The organism is Bacillus sp. ISL-18 (assembly GCF_018613415.1).
In the GTDB taxonomy this organism is placed as follows: Bacteria; Bacillota; Bacilli; order Bacillales; family Cytobacillaceae; genus Neobacillus.
Genome location: NZ_JAGGQG010000024.1, coordinates 64100 through 82149, shown reverse-complemented (window position 1 = coordinate 82149; position 18050 = coordinate 64100). Strand labels below are relative to the sequence as shown.

The following is an 18050-nucleotide window of genomic DNA, read 5'->3' as shown; positions in this document are numbered from 1 at the left end:
GGACGGTTCTCGTGCTTCCGAAGCATGAGAACCGTCCCTATGCTTCTACCTATGCTTCTATATGGTATTTCCTTCGATTAACTTGTAATCTACCATATTTTGTACGGGGACGGTTTGTCCTTGAATTTGTTTGAGTAGTAATTCGACTGCTTGAGATCCAATTGCTTCTTCATCTTGTTTGATGTGAGTGAAAATCATATCATTATATAACCAGGCGGGATGGTCGAAACAAGCAATAGCGTAATCAGATGGAATAGATTTCCCAAGAGATTTCAGTACTTGTGCTAAGACACAGGCGATTTCATACTCACAGGCGATAAATGCCGTTACATGAGAATTTTCCTGAATGAAATTGCACAGCTTAATCTGATCCTCGACAAACTCAGCGGATCGATCAAACGTCGGCAATGTACTAAACATATCTGTTAGGATATAGTTTGGGCTAACAGCAATTTCCTTTTGTAAATAAGCGGTTTTAAACCCTTGGATTCTCTCTTCGATGGAAGATGTATATTCCTCTGGAGGTGAAACGAAAGCAATATGCTCATGTCCTCGCGAGAAAAGAAATTCTGTAAGATTCTGAGCCGCCGTTTGATTATCCGTATAGACGGCGCAAGCTGGAATTCCTTTTAAATATCTATCAATTAATACCAGTGGAAAACCCTCCAGAACCAATCGCAGTAAGCTTGTTGTATAATGCTGCCCGTGAACTGGGAAAATAATGATGCCTTTCACCTGCTGCTGAACCATTGTATTAATGGCTTCTTCCTCCGCTTCCTGGCTTCCATATGTCAACTTCACTAATAAGTTAAACTTCAATTCCGAGCAGCGTTTCTCAATAATACTCATTATTTGCCTGCCAAAGCAATCCTTAAAAAATTCAGGAATGATTAGTCCGATTAACGCATTCATTTCTTGAATCCCAGGATCACTTTGTTCCGACTGAGTCCTTGGATGAATGGTTCCGAAATCAGGAAGTGTTTGAGATACATAGGAACCTTTGCCACGGATGCGTTCGATCGCTCCGATTTGCACTAATTTCTCAAGCGCTTTTTTAGAAGTTATTCTACTGACCTGATATTGGTCAGCCAATTCTTTCTCAGTGGGAACCTGATCCCTTGGTTTTAATTGACCCGTTTCAATCTGGGTTAGTAAGTTAAGATAAATTTTTTCATATAATGGAGTTTCCATCTATTTTCACTCCTGATAGTTGATATATTGAATATATCATATAGTACAAATTGTTACAAATCATTTATTTTACAATGTCTCCTTATTCTCATGAAGTAATAAACATAGTAAAGGGTTTAAAAAATAATCCAATAGATACTTGAAAAATAAAAGATAAGTAGAAATCTAATGCTGTTACCTAGGTCTTTTGAATTTACTTTTATGAATATAAAGAAAATTTAATTAATATATTGACATATGCCAAATATATCAATTATGCTGTTGGTATACTAAGTTGGTAGATGATGTTAAGGGAGGAATGAACTATCAAAGCAGAATAATAATCCTATTTTTTTGATCAATTTTGTAACCGCTTTCTGATAAGAGAATAAGGGTAAAAGGGGAGAGAGTTATGAACAGAAAAATGTTGAAGAAAATTACGGCTGTTTCCATTATCACCGGCAGTGTTTTATTAAGTTCAGCGTGTTCAAATCAAAGTGCATCCTCAAACAGCAGTGATAAACAAGTAGTCAAAATCACCTACCGATCTGGGGGAGGAACGAACAAAGGGCTAACGGATTGGCTCAATAAAGAGATCATTCCGCAATTTGAAAAGGATCACCCTAAGGTAGATGTTCAGCTTGCCCCGCTTAATGTTTCAGAAGGTGATTATTTTGCCAAAATTGCTCTAATGTTGAAATCCCCCAATACGGCACCTGACATCGTTACAGAGGATACCTTTATGGTGAACTCAGATGCAAGTGCAGGATATTTAGAGCCACTTGATAATAAGATCAAGGACTGGAGTGACTGGAGCAACTATAATGACAGTGTTAAAAAAGGTGTAATGGCTCAGGATGGGAAAATTTATGGGGTCCCTTACAACACCGATTCCCGGGGACTTTGGTATAACAAAGATTTATTCCAAAAAGCGGGTCTTCCGGTTCCGTGGGAGCCTAAAACGTGGGATGATATCCTGCAAGCAGCTAGAACGATAAAAGACAAGTTGCCAGGTGTCACTCCATTATGGATGAATTCAGGCAAAGCAACTGGGGAAGCAACATCAATGCAAACATTTGAGATGCTGCTATATGGTACGGAAACCCCTCTATATGATAACGAATCGAACAAGTGGATTGTAAAAAGCCAAGGGCTTACAGATGCATTCAATTTTATCCATACAGTATATAAGGAGAAGCTTGGACCAAATCTTTCCCAGGTATTAAATGGACAGGGTGGTTCAGTGGCTTACCAGCAGTTAATGCCTAAAGGAAAGCTTGCTATCGGACTTGATGGATTCTGGCAGACAGGTAACTGGGGTGAGACGGGTGCTGCACCCTGGCCTGAAGCCTTTAAGACGTTAGGATTTGCCCCAATGCCAACACAACATGGACAAGCTCCTGGAACCACATCCATGTCCGGTGGATGGGCACTAGCTATTCCAAAAAATTCACATCATAAAGATGTAGCTTGGGAATTTATTGAATTTGCGTCAAGCAAAGAAAATAATCTTTCACTCCTATCGAAAGAACGGAATTTGACTCCTCGTAATGATGTTGCCAAAGAGCAAGAGTATCAAAATATCCCGATGTTTAAAGAAGCAACTGACTTTTTGAAATTTACGCATTTCCGCCCAGCTGTTGATAAATACCCAACAGTATCCACGCAAATTCAATCACTTGTCGAGGATGTTGTAACAGAAAAAATCACCCCTAATCAGGCTGCCAAGCAATATCAAATGAATGTAACAAAAATTGTTGGCTCTGATAAGGTAATGGAAAAGTAATCGAAAAAGGAATGAAAGGCTGTCTTTTTGAACCCCAAAAAGACAGCCGAATTCTAAAAATAGGACGGGGTGTGAAATGAATACAAATACGGTTGTATCACAAACAGTCACAATCAAGCAGAAAATGAAAAAGGATCATACGCTGCTGAAATCGGTTCTCTTTTTGCTTCCTGCTTGGATCCTATTGCTTGTCTTTTTTGTCGGCCCCATTTTACTCACTTTTTACTTTGCGTTTACGAATCTATCTTTAACAGGTACAGAGGCAAAAAGTGTTCAGTTTATCGGCTTTCAAAACTTTATCACGATGTTTCAAGATCCTAATTTCCGCATTAGTGTCGTCAAAACGATCGTGTTCTTGCTTTTTTCTGCCGTCATTGGCCAGCAAGTTTTAGGGTTTATTCTGGCTGTCCTAATGAAAGAGAAAAACAAAACATTTCGCCGGATCATCGGCATTATTATCATTGCCGGCTGGGTAACCCCTGAAATTGTCGTCGCTTTTTGCTGGGTGGCCTTTTTAAGTGATAATGGAACGCTAAATATGCTCCTGCAGCATATGGGTCTAAAATCGGTCACATGGCTGTATACCTTTCCAATGGTGAGTGTGGTAGTGGCTAATATCTGGCACGGTACGGCCTTTTCGATGCTGGTTTTCCAGGCAGCCTTAGATGATGTTCCTAAAAGTGTGGAAGAAGCGGCCGTGGTAGATGGAGCTTCCCGTTTTCAAGTATTGTTCCGTATCGTCTTGCCGATGGTGAAAGGATCCGTTGTTACCAATATGATTCTAGTAACCTTGCAAACGTTAGGTGTGTTTACGTTAATATTTGCGATGACAGGCGGCGGGCCTGGCACATCTACACAAACTCTTCCTATCTTTATGTATAACCAAGCTTTTGTAAATTACCAACTTGGCTATGGAACGGCCATATCCTTAATTCTGCTCCTCATTGGAATTTGTGCAAGCTTGTTTTATATCCGTTCCATGAAGGTCAATGTTTAAGGGAGGAGTTAGAAGTGAACCGTTACAAAACTGAAAAAGTTGTTCCATACATCATTTTAACCATTATTGGTATTTTGTTTATCATCCCACTATTATGGGTACTGTTTGCATCGTTTGATCCTAATGCACAGCAAGCTTTGAAAATGCCCAGTTCCTTTACGGCTAAGAACTTCACTTCGATCTTGACGGATCCAGCCAATATTCGTTCCTTTGGAATCGGGTTATTTTTATCATTTGGCCAATCCGTGCTGGTTGTCGTTGTGGCCATCATGGCAGCCTATCCATTATCACGATATGCGCTGAAATTTAAAAAGTCCTTTATGTATACGATCTTGTTCATGACAGCGTTGCCGATTACTGCAGTGATGGTGCCTGTCTATCAGCTCTTTCTATATTTGCATATACAGGATTCTCTTATCGGGACGATTTTGTTTTTAACAGCATCCGGGCTGCCCTATGCGATTTGGATGATGAAAAATTTTATGGATTCTGTGCCATTGGAATTGGAAGAATCGGCGTGGATTGATGGTGCATCCGTTTGGGCTGGTCTAAGGAAAGTGGTTGCCCCTTTAATGATTCCTGGAATTTGCACGGTCGCGATCTTTACCTTCTCCGGAAGTTGGGGAAACTTTTTCGTCCCGTACATTTTAATCCAAACGCCGGATAAATTTCCTGCTTCCGTAACGATTTTTCAGTTTTTCGGTAATTTTGGAATGATTGAATACGGAAAGCTGGCTGCTTTTTCGATGATTTATACGATGCCTTCAGTCATTTTATATATGTTTTCGCAGCGATTTATGTCCCAAGGCTTCAGCCTAGGCGGAGCTTCCAAAGGTTAATCACTATTTAAAGGAGTGTTTAAATATGTTTTGGACTACTGAAAAGCTAGAGAGAAGGATACAAGAACTAGATTCCTATCGTTATAGAAATATTCTGCCGGTGGCCTCATTTCAAGCCCAAGAAGATGAGGAAGGAAAGATTGCGCAAAAGCCTCCTGAGGATGGACCGTGGGAGACGATGAATGTAGGTGAACGCTGGGAAGGACGAGATAAATACATTTGGCTAAAAACGCTCATACCAATCCCTGAACAATGGGGGCAGCAAAAAGTTGTTGGAGTGTTTGATTTTGGAAAAACAGGCGGTGGAAATAACTCAGGGTTTGAGTCTCTCCTCTACATAAACGGAGAGCCATACCAAGGAGTCGACATGAATCATCAGGAGGTATTTTTGGATGGAAGCTATTCAGGTACCACCATTGAACTGTGTTTCCGGCTTTGGTCAGGACTCGAAGGTGGAGGTAAGCCGACCCTGCAGGAACATCAGTTGAAAACGGCTTTTATTGCCTGCATGGATGAAAAGGTGGATGATTTATATTACACCGCAAGAGCGGCCCTTGCAACAATAGAGTATTTGCAGGAAAATCAGCCGGAAAGACAATCTTTATTAAAGGCATTAGACCGGGCCTTCCTGTTAGTCGATTGGTCTTCCCCGGGTTCAGAAGGATTCTATGATTCCCTTTACCAGGCGCAAGCTAGTTTAAATGAAGAAATAGAGCAAATTCCGAAAAACTATCCCGTAACGGTCACCGCGATTGGGCACACCCACATCGATGTCGCCTGGCTATGGAGGCTGAAACATACAAGAGAAAAGGCAGCCCGCTCGTTTTCGACGGTTCTCCGTTTAATGGAGAAATATCCGGACTACGTTTTTTTACAAACGCAACCGCAATTATATGATTATATTAAAAAGGATTATCCGGAGATTTATAAGCAGATTGAAAAAAAGGTTCAGGAAGGACGATGGGAAACTGAAGGTGGAATGTGGCTGGAGGCGGACTGCAATTTAACGTCAGGTGAATCGCTTGTTCGTCAATTACTGCTGGGTACGAAATTTTTCCGGGAACACTTTGGAAAAGAATGTGAATATTTGTGGCTTCCGGATGTTTTCGGGTACAGCTGGGCCCTTCCGCAAATTTTAGTGAAATCCGGCATTAAGACTTTTATGACAACGAAAATTAGTTGGAGTCAGTACAATCGAATGCCGCATGATACGTTTAAATGGAGAGGGATCGATGGAACGGAAATTTTAACTCATTTTGTCACGACTCCTGAAGATGACCGCTGGTTCTATACATACAACGGACAAATTACCCCCCGTTCTGTAAAAGGGGTTTGGGAAGCGTATCGTGATAAAGCTGTAAACCAGGAGCTGCTCATTTCCTACGGTTATGGAGATGGCGGAGGCGGCGTTAATCGTGAAATGCTGGAAATGAGAAGAAAATTAGATAAGATGCCTGGCCTGCCGGCTGTTAAGACAGGAAGAGCAGATGAGTATTTTAGACGCCTTCATGAGACTGTAGAAAATACAGACCAATATGTTCATACCTGGGATGGAGAGCTCTATCTGGAGTATCACCGTGGAACCTATACATCTCAGGCTTATAATAAACGGATGAACCGCAAAATGGAGCTGCTTCTTCGGGAAACAGAATGGCTTAATACCTTGAGCAGTATCCTTTCGGGTTCGTGGTCTGCCTATCCTGTCCAAGATTTAGAGGAAAGCTGGAAAATTGTCCTGCGGAATCAATTCCATGATATCATTCCAGGTTCATCCATTCGTGAGGTTTACGAAGATAGTAAACTGGAATATGCACAAGCATATGATCTTGCGGTGAAGGCTTGGAAGGAAGCTTCCCAGTCATTAGGAGGAATGACCGGACAACAATCGTTCGCCATTTATAATTCCTCTTCTTGGCAGCGAAATGATACCGTTAAAATTAACACGAACACAACCGGAGAATTATTGTGGAAGAACGAGGTAGGTGAGGTGCTCGATGCCCAGCAAACCTCTGAAGGAGCATGGCTTGTTCAAGTTGATAAAGTGCCATCTCTCGGAAAAAGCTCTATCTTTTACGAAAAGGGAACAAATGCAACTAGTTCGTCGTTTACTGTTTCTGATACTAGTATTTCATCCGACTATTATGTTATTTCCTGGAATGAAAATGGTCAGCTGACAAAAATCTATGACAAGAAAAATCAAAGAAATGTTTTAGCCCCTAATGCGCGGGGGAATGTGTTCCAGGTTTTTGAGGATAAACCAATGCGGTTTGATGCCTGGGATATTGATCTCTATTATCAAGAAAAGATGAAAGAGATTTCGACTCTACAAGAAGCAAGCGTTATTGAAAATGGTCCAGTTCGTTGTGTTGTTGAGTTTACTTGGGGATACACAAACTCCGTGATCAATCAGAAAATGGTTCTCTATGCTGCAAGTCCGCGAATTGATTTTGAAACAAAGATTGATTGGCATGAGCAAAACCAATTGTTGAAGGTAGCTTTTCCTGTTGAAATCCGGGCAACCGAAGCAACTTATGATATTCAGTATGGAAATGTAAAACGTCCAACTCATTGGAACACGAGCTGGGATCACGCACGATTTGAATCAGTTGGTCATCAATGGGCAGATCTCTCTGAAAGAGATTATGGTGTCAGCTTACTCAACGATTGCAAATACGGACATGATATCAAAGATAATGTCATCCGCCTTACCCTGTTAAAGTCGGCTACCTATCCTGATGTAGAGGCTGACCAAGGTGAACATTTGTTTACGTATTCCATCCTTCCTCATAAGGGAAGCTGGTATGAAGGAAATACGGTACGGCAGGCTTGGGAGCTTAATTCTCCATTGACCTATGCGGAAGGCCATACACAAAATGTTTCACTGTTTAATGTTGCGGCAGAGAATGTTATTGTGGATGCCGTTAAAAAAGGAGAAAATGAGGATCATCTCATTATCCGACTGCATGAATTTGCTGGTGCAAGAGGAACTGTGGAGGTAGCAAGTGATTTCCATATTGACTCATGGCAGGAATGCGACTTAATGGAAAGAGGTATTTCGGAGGTTAGGGAAGATCAGGCCTTTACGTTTGAGATCAAACCATATGAAATTAAGACTTTTATTGTAAAGTTAACATAACAGCTGATGAGGGGGGAGATTTCCCCCCCTTTTTTAGAATGAATGCACGTTGAATTTTCAGAGGAGGGAAAGCAGGATGTTGGGCGCCATCGAAGCAGGAGGAACCAAATTTGTTTGTGCCGTAGGAGACAAAGAGGGAAATATTACAGACCAGATTCAAATTCCAACCACTATTCCAGAAGAAACGATAAAAGAGGTTATTCAATTTTTTAGAAAGTTTGATTTGGACGTGATTGGAATTGGGTCATTTGGCCCGATCGATATAAACAAGCACAGCCCTACCTTCGGTTATATCACTTCAACACCTAAAACGGCATGGAGGGATTACCCGTTTGTAAAAACAATCCAAGAGGCCTTTGAGGTGCCCATCGGGTTTAATACGGATGTTAATGCTGCTGCGTTAGGGGAAGCCAAACTTGGGGCCGCCCAAGGGTTGGACAGCTGCTTATATATCACGATTGGAACGGGGATTGGTGCTGGAGCGATGGTTCAAGGAAGGCTGCTCCAGGGACTATCACATCCGGAAATGGGGCATATTTTAGTACGGCGCCGTTCAAACGATACATATGGAGGAAGATGCCCATATCATCATGATTGTTTAGAAGGACTAGCAGCGGGTCCCGCTATCGAAGAAAGGTGGGGCGATAAGGGGATGAACCTTGTCCATCGTGAGGAAGTCTGGGATTTAGAAGGGTATTACATTGCTCAAGCGTTGATGCAGTACATTTTAATTCTTTCACCCCAAAAAATTATTCTTGGCGGCGGAGTTATGCACCAGCAACAAGTATTTACAGCCATAAAAAAACATCTGAAAGAATTGATCAATAATTATGTCATACTCCCGGATCTATCCGATTATATTGTAAGTCCTGGGTTAGGGGATAGAGCAGGAATCACCGGTTCCCTTTTACTCGCCTGGGATAGCTTATAGAAGCATGGGGACGGTTCTTATAGCGGACAATCGGAGGTTTTGCGCGCAAAAAGGCATAACTAGTTAAATGAGCTAGTTGTGCCTTTGATTTTTTAGGTAAATGATCCATACCATTAAGCTTTTAGAGGCTATATGTAGGTACATAAGTGTTGTTTTCAGACTCTTATGTCCAAGCATTTGTTGGATAAACACTGGGTCTACGCCATCCTCTAAAAGATGGGTGGAAAAGCAATGTCTCCGAGTATGAGCAGAAATATTCGGGTCAAGATCAGCTTTATCCCTCCACTTAATCAAAGTGTTTTTTATCGATTTGACATGGAGGTGTTCTAACTTATTACTGAGTGGAAATAACCAGTCATTCCGTGACTGACACTGTCTTAATAGCCCAGCCGCCATTCTGGTGGCTTTTAATTCTTAAAAATTAACACTCTTAGAGAAATTCTTTTCTAGTGGTTAGAGATTGGAAAAACAAAAGGTTCCAACTGTAATTTGAAGATAAACATCTTTCAATTTGGATGAAGTAGAGAAAGGAAAATGTTTTTACAAGGGTTCCTATTAAAATAGTTGGCTGCTCTCGACATTCTTTTTATGTTATTGGAGTAACAAATTCAAAGATGACGTGGATAGGCTTGTTTTTAAACAAATGTTTGATTAGTTGCGAAATATTGGGAATTGACGAGAAGGTTGTAGGTTGAGTCGATAACAATAGAATTTTCCGGGAAATTGAAGTTTTATTGGTAAAATAGTTTAACGTTACTCGACAATTTTTTTACTACTTTTATAGAGTAAATTAGAGGGCTGAACCCTTTCGGAATTTTTAAATAAACGTTTGATTAGTAAAACATATAGGGAATAGAGTCGAAACGCTGTCGATTCGTCATTCTTTTGCTTCTCAAATACTAGGGCTGTTCTCATGTTTTCGAAGCATGAGAACCGTCCCCGTGATTCTAAGTTCTTTTTAGCATATACCTCTGTCCTGCTAGTGTATCAAAGGATATCCTGTTAGTAGACATCTTTTTTACAGGTATTTTCTGCTCATCTACCGTCACTTCTATGGATGGTTCTATCTCTAAATGACAAGGTCCTCCTAAATGGGAGTAGATTTCAGCACTCTCAAATGCATTCTTTTCCCACTTAATAGTTATTTCAAATCCTCCGCGTGTTCTTAATCCTTTCACATATCCAGTTGACCAGGCAGAAGGAAGGGCCGGCAGCAGGTGGATGGCACCAGAATGCGACTGAACCAGCATTTCGGCTAGTCCTGCTGTAAATCCAAAATTCCCGTCAATTTGAAAGGGGGGATGCGCATCAAAAAGATTGGAATAAACGCCGCCCTTTTGACTTTGGCTGTTCTCCTCAGTTACGAGCTGAAGAAGATTAGAAATTAATCTATGAGCTCGATCCCCATCTTTAAACCGTGCCCACAAACAAATTTTCCAGGCAAGACTCCAGCCAGTACCATCATCGCCTCTTCTTTCCAGCGATCTTCGGGCAGCATCGAAGAGTTCCCTTCCTTCAGAATCGGTAAGCTGGCGCCCAGGAAAAACGCCAAAAAGATGTGATACATGCCGATGGTGAGGATCCTCGTCCTCAAAATCATGTATCCATTCTTGAAGCTGTCCATAGCGGCCAATTTGCATCGGGTATAATTGATCACGTGCTGCGGTTAATTGATGGCGGAAAGGGTCATCTATTTTCAATACCTCTGCAGCCTCAATGCAATTCGTAAACAAATCCCAAATTAAACTCATGTCCATCGTCGTGGCCATGCTAACGGCAGCCAGTTGTCCATCTGCCGTCCTAAATTTGTGCTCAGGCGAGGTAGAGGGAGCTGTGACCCAATTTCCTTTACCGTTCTTGATCAGCCAATCCAAACAGAAAAGGGCGGCTTCTTTCATAATGGGATAGGCCGTTTCGCGAAGATAAGCTTGATTTTTCGCGAAGGTAAAATGTTCCCACAGATGCTGAGATAACCAAACTCCTCCTAAGGGCCAGAAAGCCCAAACTGGGTCACCATGTCCGTAATCACCAACTGGACCAGATTGGCGCCAAATATCTGCATTATGATGCGCCGTCCATCCGCTGCATCCATAATTAATGGAAGCCGTTTTCTTGCCGTTTTGAGCTAGTTCCTCAATAAAGTTTAAAAGAGGTTCATGGCATTCTGAAAGATTACAGGTTTCAACCGGCCAATAATTCATTTGAGCGTTAATGTTTAAGGTATAGTTGCTGCTCCATGGCGGCCTGACCTCACGATTCCAAATTCCTTGAAGGTTAGCCGGCTGTGAACCGGGCCTAGAGCTGGCAATCATTAAATAGCGCCCATATTGAAATAGTAATTCCACCAGCTTTGGATCCTGTGCCCCATAATCTAAGATCCATTGATCGGTGGGCAGGTTTTCCGGAGCCATGCTGGGTTCCAAGTCCAGCTCCACACGATTAAATAATGACTGATAGTCTTCCATATGGGAATGTTTTAGTTCTTCAAAAGATTTCGCCATGGCCCTCTCTAAAAATGCTTTTGCAGCTAAAGAAGGATTCTTCCCATCCTTTCCTGGCGATTTATCATAGCCGTTAAAGCTTGTCGCTGCACTAAAGTACAGGGTAACGGTTGTAGCTTCCGTAACGTGAAGGCCATCATGATCAACCTGAATACAGCCATCTTCAGCGTTTACCCCTATACGTCCTTCGAATTTTACGGCCTCCGTCTTATCTGGATCCCCATATTGAATCGGATCGTCCGTATGATAATAAGAAGGATCAACATGCTCGGGACAAATACCACTAAGAACAAACTGATCTTGATCGGGAGCCGTCGTAAACTTTAATGGACTCCCCAGATTGACTGAGAAATGTAAGAAGCCTGGTTTACTGGCCGTAAGTCGAATGGCCATCACTTGATCCGGAAAGGAGGCAAACATTTCACGTGTATAGTGGACATTCCCAATCTTATAGTCCACATGAACCGTCCCTGATTGTAAATTCAGGTTGCGCTCATAGGAATGAAAAGTATCTCCATGATAAAATTGCAGGTGTAAATCGCCGAGCGGCAAATAGGATTGTGTGTATGGTCCCATCATCTTCCGGCATAATTGATCTGCTTCTACATATTTCTCTTCAACGATCAATTTACGAACCTCAGAAAGTATTTCCTTTGCCTTTGGATTATTTGTATCCTTCGGGGTTCCTGACCATAACGTATCCTCATTTAATTGCAAATGTTCCTTCTCTACTCCGCCAAAAACCATGGCACCCAGACGCCCATTCCCAATCGGAAGCGCCTCCTTCCAAGATCTAGCCGGCCGATCATATCGTAACTTCATCGTTAATTCTCTCCTTTTATGATCTTATAAGGGTAAACGCTTAACTTACTAGCATGAGAAAGATTGTAATAATGTGGAGAAGCACGAGAACCGTCCCCATGCACACCAATAGTTTACATGTTTAGAAGATGACTATAAATAGTAATCTTAGCAACTTAAAAAAAGTTATTAGAATTTTAAAAATGTATTGAAAATGATTTGGGATTGGAATATAATGGGCACATAAGGTAAGCGCTTTCCCATAATAAAATGGGATTGATGGGAATTTCAGCAATTTTCTATTTACTTATGAATAAAGCGCTTACTCTACATAAACGTAAAGAGGTGGATGGAATGAAAGGGAAGATCAAATTAGGTTTGGCTTTATTGGTATCCTGCTTGCTTCTAGTAGTTTCAGCTTGTTCTAATTCAAGTTCAGGACAGGCATCATCATCGAGTTCTAAGAAAATCCAGTTTTTTGTATCTGGCGATACGGTTGAAGGCGGCGCTTTAACAGAAATGGCCAAAGAATATAAAAAAGAAACTGGGGTCAATGTTCAAGTGGTTGATGTACCGTACAGTGACTTTGTTACAAGGATTACAAACATGGTGAAATCCGGTAATCCGCCAGCATTAGCAAGGGTAACAGGATTTAGTCCAATTTGGAAAAATAAATTGGCTGACTTGTCCTCCACGTTGGATAGCAAAGGGGTAGACAAGAATTTGGCTATCACCATCGATGATAAGGCTGTAGCCCTTCCAATCGATTTAACTGCCGTCGGCTTATATATTAATAAAGATTTATTTGATAAAGCCGGTGTAAAAGTTCCGACAAGTGACAAAGATATTTGGACTTGGGATGAATTTATCAGTGATTTAAAGATCGTCCTTGATAAAACAGATGCGAAATACGGCTTAGTTATGGATCCATCTTCACACCGTTTAAGTTCATTCTTATACCAATTTGGAAGTAAAGGATTTGTGAATGAGAACGGAAAGTATACCACAAATGCTGAAACCAAAAAAGGTTTGGAAACCTTTGTTAAATTAAATGACAACAAAATCATGCCAACCTCTGTTTGGTTATCCGGCCAGGATGCATCCGCTATGTTCAAAAGCGGCCAGGTTGCAGCCTATTACTCTGGTAACTGGCAGTTAAAAGATTTTGACAAAAATATTAAAAACTTCAAATGGCAATCTGTTTATATGCCATACGAAAAGGTTCGTTCTACTAACCTAGGTGGTAACTATGTGATCCAATTCAAAGGATCTGGGGTAGAAAAAGAAACCAAGAAATTTATTGATTGGTTATATACAAAAGAAAATTATGCAAAAATGGCAGGTTTAGGCGGCTATCTTCCAGTAGTAGAGGGAGCAAATGTCGATTACAATGCTAGCGCGACCGCTACAAGTGCTTATGATGTATATCGTAATGAAATCAGCTCTTCAGATCCAGTTGCTGCCGTAGCAAGATCGGTTAATGATAAATTACAGCTAACTTCTGATAAGCAAGCGGTAGATGCTCTAAAACAAGAAGTCATTAAAGTTCTAAATAAAGAAGAGTCTATTGATCAAGCGATTGCCAATGTAGAAAAAACATTTACGGAACAATACGCAAAATAATAAATCATGAGAGGGAATATTGGTGTTTCAGTATTCCCTCCCTATTAAGTGAGGTATTCGTATGGAACGCTATACATATCAAGTTCAACCCAACCAACCTTTGAATCGTTGGATTTATACCGATTTAAGCATCGAACCCTATGAATCTGAAAAAGATACGTTTGAGCAGCCTGTTAATTTGACGGAGGAATATGTACAAATTGTCTATCCTGGTAGAAAACAATTTTTAGAAGAGCGCTTAAAGAATGATATTAAACTGACTGATTCACCTTTTCATCATATTTATTTCCCTTTTGAAAACACACGCTTTGAGTTTTCTTCCTTTATTCCCACTCCACACGTGTTAAGTGTTTACGGTAAAACCTATATCGTTACAGAAAAGGAAGAAACTCTTCCCTTTACGCTCAGTACCTGCGGAAGTGTCGAGATTTGGGTCAACAATCGTAAACAGATTAGCTACACTCCTTATACAAGAAATCTAGCCTCCTATACACCAATTCACTTGAACCTGCAAAAGGGAACGAATGAGATCGTTATTTATATGGATGATCTGGCCGAGAGAGATGTTAACTATTTCATGGAGCTGCGTTATACGGGTGAACAGCCGTTAGATGCCTACATTCCTGTCAATGCGTCTCCGGAAAAAATAAAGAAAGCAGAAGAATTGTTGACTTCTTTTTATTTTTCAAAAGATCTCTATGATTCTGGCAGCCTGGAAATCTGTCTTGATTCCAATCATATCGATCTGTTTCCCAACCTGTTTGTGAATGTCAATCGTAATCATTTATTAAATCCGGTCTTAGTAAAAGAATCAGGTGAAGGGACCGAATCACCCTATGATTATTTCTTTCAGGTAAATAACCTGGATGAAAACAAGATTACACTGATGCCAATCAGTGAACTTTCCGCCAATGGACTTGCCTATTTCGATATTGGTGTCGTGGTCGATGGGGAAGTGGAGATTAGCAGAAGATTGGTGACCGCAATTCTTGCCAATGATTATTCCTCCAGATCCTTTTCAGATGAATTGTCTGAACGAAAGAAGGAGATTTTGGAGTTCTTTACGGAAAGAGATGCCCTGGACTTAAATGTGGGGATTGCCCTGGCACACCTTAATGGCGTCGTCGATTCCCGTGCCATTCAACATATCAAAAGCTGCTTTAACGAGATTAAGAAAAAGGGCGATTGTGCCGATTTCAGGCTCGCTCCATTGCTTGGGTTTACGATTAAGTATCAAGACATTATCCCAGCCGATTTTCATCGTGAAATCGAGGAGCTCGCTGTGAATTTCAGGTATTGGATTGATGAGCCTGGCAACGATGTCATGTGGTATTTCAGTGAAAATCATGCCCTGCTTTTCCATATTTCACAGTACCTTGCCGGCCATATGTATCCAGAAAGAGTGTTTACCGTCAGTAACAGAACCGGAATGGAACAGTATGAAATCGGTAAAAAGCGCCTGGAAGAGTGGTTTGACGTCTTTTTCGACTATGGTTTTTCCGAATGGAACTCAACTACCTACCTGCCAATTGATTTAATCGGGTTCTTCAGTCTCTATGAATCGGCACCGGACGCTTCAATTCGAGATTTGGCTAAAAAAGCGTTGGATATCACCTTTGAAATTATTGCGATTAATCTTCAGGGAAAAACGATGTCCACAACCTACGGGCGAGTATATGAACATGATTTAAAGGCAATGGAGCTGGGCGAGGTCGCTAATCTAGCCTTTATCGCCTGGAAGAAGGGAAATTTAAACCATGCGCTGAGATCGACGACCTTATTCTGTATCTCAGACTACACTCCGCCTCAGTTAGAGCAGAATTTTATCGAAGACGAATCAAAGGCGCTTGTTTCCCAGTATATCCAGGGAATTAAGAAGGTTTATACCTATAATTACAAAACGAAGAACTATTGTATGAGTTCAGCGATTAACTTCAATGCTTTTAAAAGAGGCCATCAGCAGCATGCGATGAATATTGCCTTAGGTCAGGATAATACCCAAGTCTGGATTAATCATCCGGGAGAATCGGTGTATAGCGGGGAAAACCGGCCTAGCTTCTGGGCTGGGAATGGAATCAGCCCAAATATCCGTCAATATAAGCAGTACATGCTGATGGAATACCGGTTACAAGAACCTTTCCTACCATTCATTCACGCGTATCTGCCTTTCTGGAAGCTGGATGAGATTAACGAAAAAGGGAATTGGCTGTTTGTCAGGAAGGATCAAACCTATCTAGGAATTTACTTCAGCCAGGGCTTTGAACTTATAAAGGAAGGTGCCGTCACTTTTAGGGAAGCTCGGGCCTGTGGAACTTCACACAAAATCGTGTGTATCTGTTCTTCGGAATATGAGCATAAGACCTTTAGTCATTTCATGCAGGAACAATCGGAATCGGAAATTCACATCGCGGACGAGGAGTGGTCATACCAGAATCAGCAGGTTGGCACATTGACCATGAAGGAGGAGGAATTGTATGTCAATCATCAAAAAGTCGAGTATAACGCCGGATACCGATTTGACAGTGAATTACTCGAGTGTCAAACAAGTAAGTGTTAAGAAAGTAGCACCAAAGAGAAAGGATCGAAATCAAAAATGGGCCCTTGCTTTTGTCGTCGTGAACATGGTTCTATTTACCCTGTTCTTCGCCTGGCCGGCCATCCTGGGTATCTATTATTCTTTTACAGATTATGCCGGGGTAGAGGCTCACTTTATTGGATTGCAAAATTATATCAACCTTTTCCACGATTCTAGTTTTTACAAAGCACTTGGGCGGACATTTACGTATACGATTATCGGTGTCCCAACATTGTACGTCAGTTCTTTATGTATCTCATTGCTTTTAGTCAGCAAATATACCAAAGGGAAGTCAGTGGCAAAAGTCATTTTCTTCCTTCCTTGGCTGATTTCACCGATTGTAGTAGGGGTCATTTTTCGCTGGATGTTTGGAGAAGATTTCGGGTTTATCAATTATATCATTCAACTCATGGGATTTGAGCCTGTTCATTGGTCTACAGATGGAAACTTAGCGCTGTTAACCGTTTTGATTGCGTCAGCATGGGGAGGAACGGCTTTCAATATGCTAATCTTCATTTCCGCCCTGCTGAACATTTCTAAATCCTATTACGAGGCGGCAGAAATTGACGGAGCGAATGGCTGGCAAAAGTTCTTCCATATTACCTTGCCGTCCCTAAGACCCACCTCGTTTATGGTCATCATGCTATCGTCGATTGGTTTTATGAAAGAATTTGCCTTAGTTCAGTCACTGACAAACGGCGGACCGGGAAATGATAATACGTTTATTGTTCAATACATTTATCAGACAGGATTTAACAATCAGAATATCGGCTATGCCAGTGCCGTATCGATGATCTTATTTATCATCCTGCTGATCTTTGCCGTCATTAATCTAAAGGTTGAAGAGAGGGGTAAACAATGACGTATCGAAATAGGCTCACAACTGTTCTCCTTACTACCATTATGGGGTTATTAGCACTCTTGTTCTTGATTCCTGTTCTATGGTTCTTATTAAGTTCCTTTAAACCGGGAAGTGAATTGTTTTCCTATCCGCTTCATATCTTTCCTAAAAAGTTTTCATTTGAGAACTATGAATACGCCTGGAAAACCATGGAATTTACGAAATATGTAGGGAATACGCTGATCGTCACCGTGACCACAACGGCCTTAACCATCCTTGCCAGTGCTTCCTGTGGGTTTGCCTTGGCAAAATACCGATACAAATGGCTGACGGTGTTCTTCCTCTGTATCCTAACCACGACGATGTTACCGACGGAAGTTATCATGAATCCAACCTTCATGGTGATTCAAAAGCTACACCTTTATGATAGTTTATGGGGATTAATTATTCCTTCTATTAATACAGCAACCGGGATTTTCATGTTTAGACAGTATTTCATGACAGTACCTGATGATTTAATAGAAGCAGCCCGAATTGACGGAGCGAGCGAAGGCCGAATCTTTTTTAGACTGATGTTACCGATCGCGAAACCGATTGTCATTACCTTAGCGATTTTATCTTTCCAGTGGCGTTGGAATGACTACATTTGGCCGTTAATCGTTATCAGCGATCCGAACAAGTATACGATTCAGGTTGCGTTAAGAAGTATCGTCGGGGCCAACAATATTGATTGGGTCTTGCTGCTATCTGCTTCCGTGATTTCGATTCTTCCGATGGCGATTTTATATGCCGTCTTCCAACGGTACATTATGGATACAGGCGCCAGCTCCGGATTGAAAGATTAAATGAG

At 41.3% G+C, this 18050-nt stretch carries 12 protein-coding genes; 9 read left to right on the top strand and 3 right to left on the bottom strand.

What is annotated here, in order from left to right:
* Positions 1-57 precede the first annotated feature (57 nt).
* Entirely contained in the window at positions 58-1191 is a 1134-nt protein-coding gene (locus J7E81_RS25820; RefSeq protein ID WP_215046891.1) for a GntR family transcriptional regulator, read from the bottom strand.
* Positions 1192-1582: 391 nt separating this feature from the next.
* Here J7E81_RS25820 and J7E81_RS25815 point away from each other — a divergent pair, with 391 nt between their 5' ends.
* From J7E81_RS25815 to J7E81_RS25795, 5 genes are all read left to right on the top strand, one after another.
* Positions 1583-2956: an ABC transporter substrate-binding protein gene (locus J7E81_RS25815; protein ID WP_215046889.1), complete on the top strand. Its 1374-nt coding sequence runs from the start codon at positions 1583-1585 to the stop codon at positions 2954-2956.
* A gap of 124 nt (positions 2957-3080) precedes the next feature.
* On the top strand, positions 3081-3953 hold the full coding sequence (locus J7E81_RS25810) for a carbohydrate ABC transporter permease (protein ID WP_251028894.1): 873 nt from the start codon (positions 3081-3083) through the stop codon (positions 3951-3953).
* Positions 3954-3967: 14 nt separating this feature from the next.
* Positions 3968-4792, top strand: a complete 825-nt coding sequence (locus tag J7E81_RS25805) for a carbohydrate ABC transporter permease (protein WP_215046885.1) — start codon at positions 3968-3970, stop codon at positions 4790-4792.
* Between the two features lie 25 nt (positions 4793-4817).
* The gene (locus J7E81_RS25800) at positions 4818-7928 is read left to right on the top strand and encodes an alpha-mannosidase (RefSeq protein WP_215046883.1); all 3111 of its coding nucleotides are present in this window, start codon (positions 4818-4820) and stop codon (positions 7926-7928) included.
* 76 nt (positions 7929-8004) lie between these two features.
* Positions 8005-8859: an ROK family protein gene (locus tag J7E81_RS25795; protein ID WP_215046881.1), complete on the top strand. Its 855-nt coding sequence runs from the start codon at positions 8005-8007 to the stop codon at positions 8857-8859.
* A 72-nt stretch (positions 8860-8931) separates the two neighbouring features.
* On the opposite strand, the gene J7E81_RS25790 is transcribed toward J7E81_RS25795, so the two are convergent.
* Positions 8932-9255, bottom strand: coding sequence for a tyrosine-type recombinase/integrase (locus J7E81_RS25790; protein WP_215046879.1), 324 nt, complete (start codon positions 9253-9255; stop codon positions 8932-8934).
* 551 nt (positions 9256-9806) lie between these two features.
* Positions 9807-12182 (bottom strand): glycoside hydrolase family 95 protein, encoded by a 2376-nt coding sequence (locus J7E81_RS25785; protein WP_215046877.1) that lies wholly within the window; start codon positions 12180-12182, stop codon positions 9807-9809.
* A gap of 333 nt (positions 12183-12515) precedes the next feature.
* Between J7E81_RS25785 and J7E81_RS25780 the strand changes: the two genes are divergently transcribed.
* The 4 genes from J7E81_RS25780 to J7E81_RS25765 all read left to right on the top strand — a co-directional run bounded on the left by J7E81_RS25780 (position 12516) and on the right by J7E81_RS25765 (position 18045).
* Positions 12516-13784: an ABC transporter substrate-binding protein gene (locus J7E81_RS25780; RefSeq protein ID WP_215046875.1), complete on the top strand. Its 1269-nt coding sequence runs from the start codon at positions 12516-12518 to the stop codon at positions 13782-13784.
* Between the two features lie 61 nt (positions 13785-13845).
* Positions 13846-16341, top strand: coding sequence for a hypothetical protein (locus tag J7E81_RS25775; protein ID WP_215046873.1), 2496 nt, complete (start codon positions 13846-13848; stop codon positions 16339-16341).
* Positions 16259-17221, top strand: a complete 963-nt coding sequence (locus J7E81_RS25770) for a carbohydrate ABC transporter permease (RefSeq protein ID WP_215046871.1) — start codon at positions 16259-16261, stop codon at positions 17219-17221. The genes J7E81_RS25775 and J7E81_RS25770 overlap by 83 nt, the downstream gene beginning before the upstream one ends.
* A complete protein-coding gene (locus J7E81_RS25765) occupies positions 17218-18045 on the top strand; it encodes a carbohydrate ABC transporter permease (RefSeq protein WP_215046869.1) in 828 nt (275 codons plus the stop codon). The genes J7E81_RS25770 and J7E81_RS25765 overlap by 4 nt, the downstream gene beginning before the upstream one ends.
* The last annotated feature ends 5 nt before the right edge of the window (positions 18046-18050 follow it).

Bases quoted from the DNA above. Each gene is read 5' to 3' on its own strand.
- J7E81_RS25810 (WP_251028894.1), top strand. From the start codon at position 3,081: ATGAAAAAGGATCATACGCTGCTGAAATCGGTTCTCTTTTTGCTTCCT.
- J7E81_RS25815 (WP_215046889.1), top strand. From the start codon at position 1,583: ATGAACAGAAAAATGTTGAAGAAAATTACGGCTGTTTCCATTATCACC.
- J7E81_RS25795 (WP_215046881.1), top strand. From the start codon at position 8,005: ATGTTGGGCGCCATCGAAGCAGGAGGAACCAAATTTGTTTGTGCCGTA.
- J7E81_RS25765 (WP_215046869.1), top strand. From the start codon at position 17,218: ATGACGTATCGAAATAGGCTCACAACTGTTCTCCTTACTACCATTATG.
- J7E81_RS25820 (WP_215046891.1), bottom strand. From the start codon at position 1,191: ATGGAAACTCCATTATATGAAAAAATTTATCTTAACTTACTAACCCAG.
- J7E81_RS25770 (WP_215046871.1), top strand. From the start codon at position 16,259: ATGTCAATCATCAAAAAGTCGAGTATAACGCCGGATACCGATTTGACA.
- J7E81_RS25785 (WP_215046877.1), bottom strand. From the start codon at position 12,182: ATGAAGTTACGATATGATCGGCCGGCTAGATCTTGGAAGGAGGCGCTT.
- J7E81_RS25780 (WP_215046875.1), top strand. From the start codon at position 12,516: ATGAAAGGGAAGATCAAATTAGGTTTGGCTTTATTGGTATCCTGCTTG.
- J7E81_RS25775 (WP_215046873.1), top strand. From the start codon at position 13,846: ATGGAACGCTATACATATCAAGTTCAACCCAACCAACCTTTGAATCGT.
- J7E81_RS25800 (WP_215046883.1), top strand. From the start codon at position 4,818: ATGTTTTGGACTACTGAAAAGCTAGAGAGAAGGATACAAGAACTAGAT.
- J7E81_RS25790 (WP_215046879.1), bottom strand. From the start codon at position 9,255: ATGGCGGCTGGGCTATTAAGACAGTGTCAGTCACGGAATGACTGGTTA.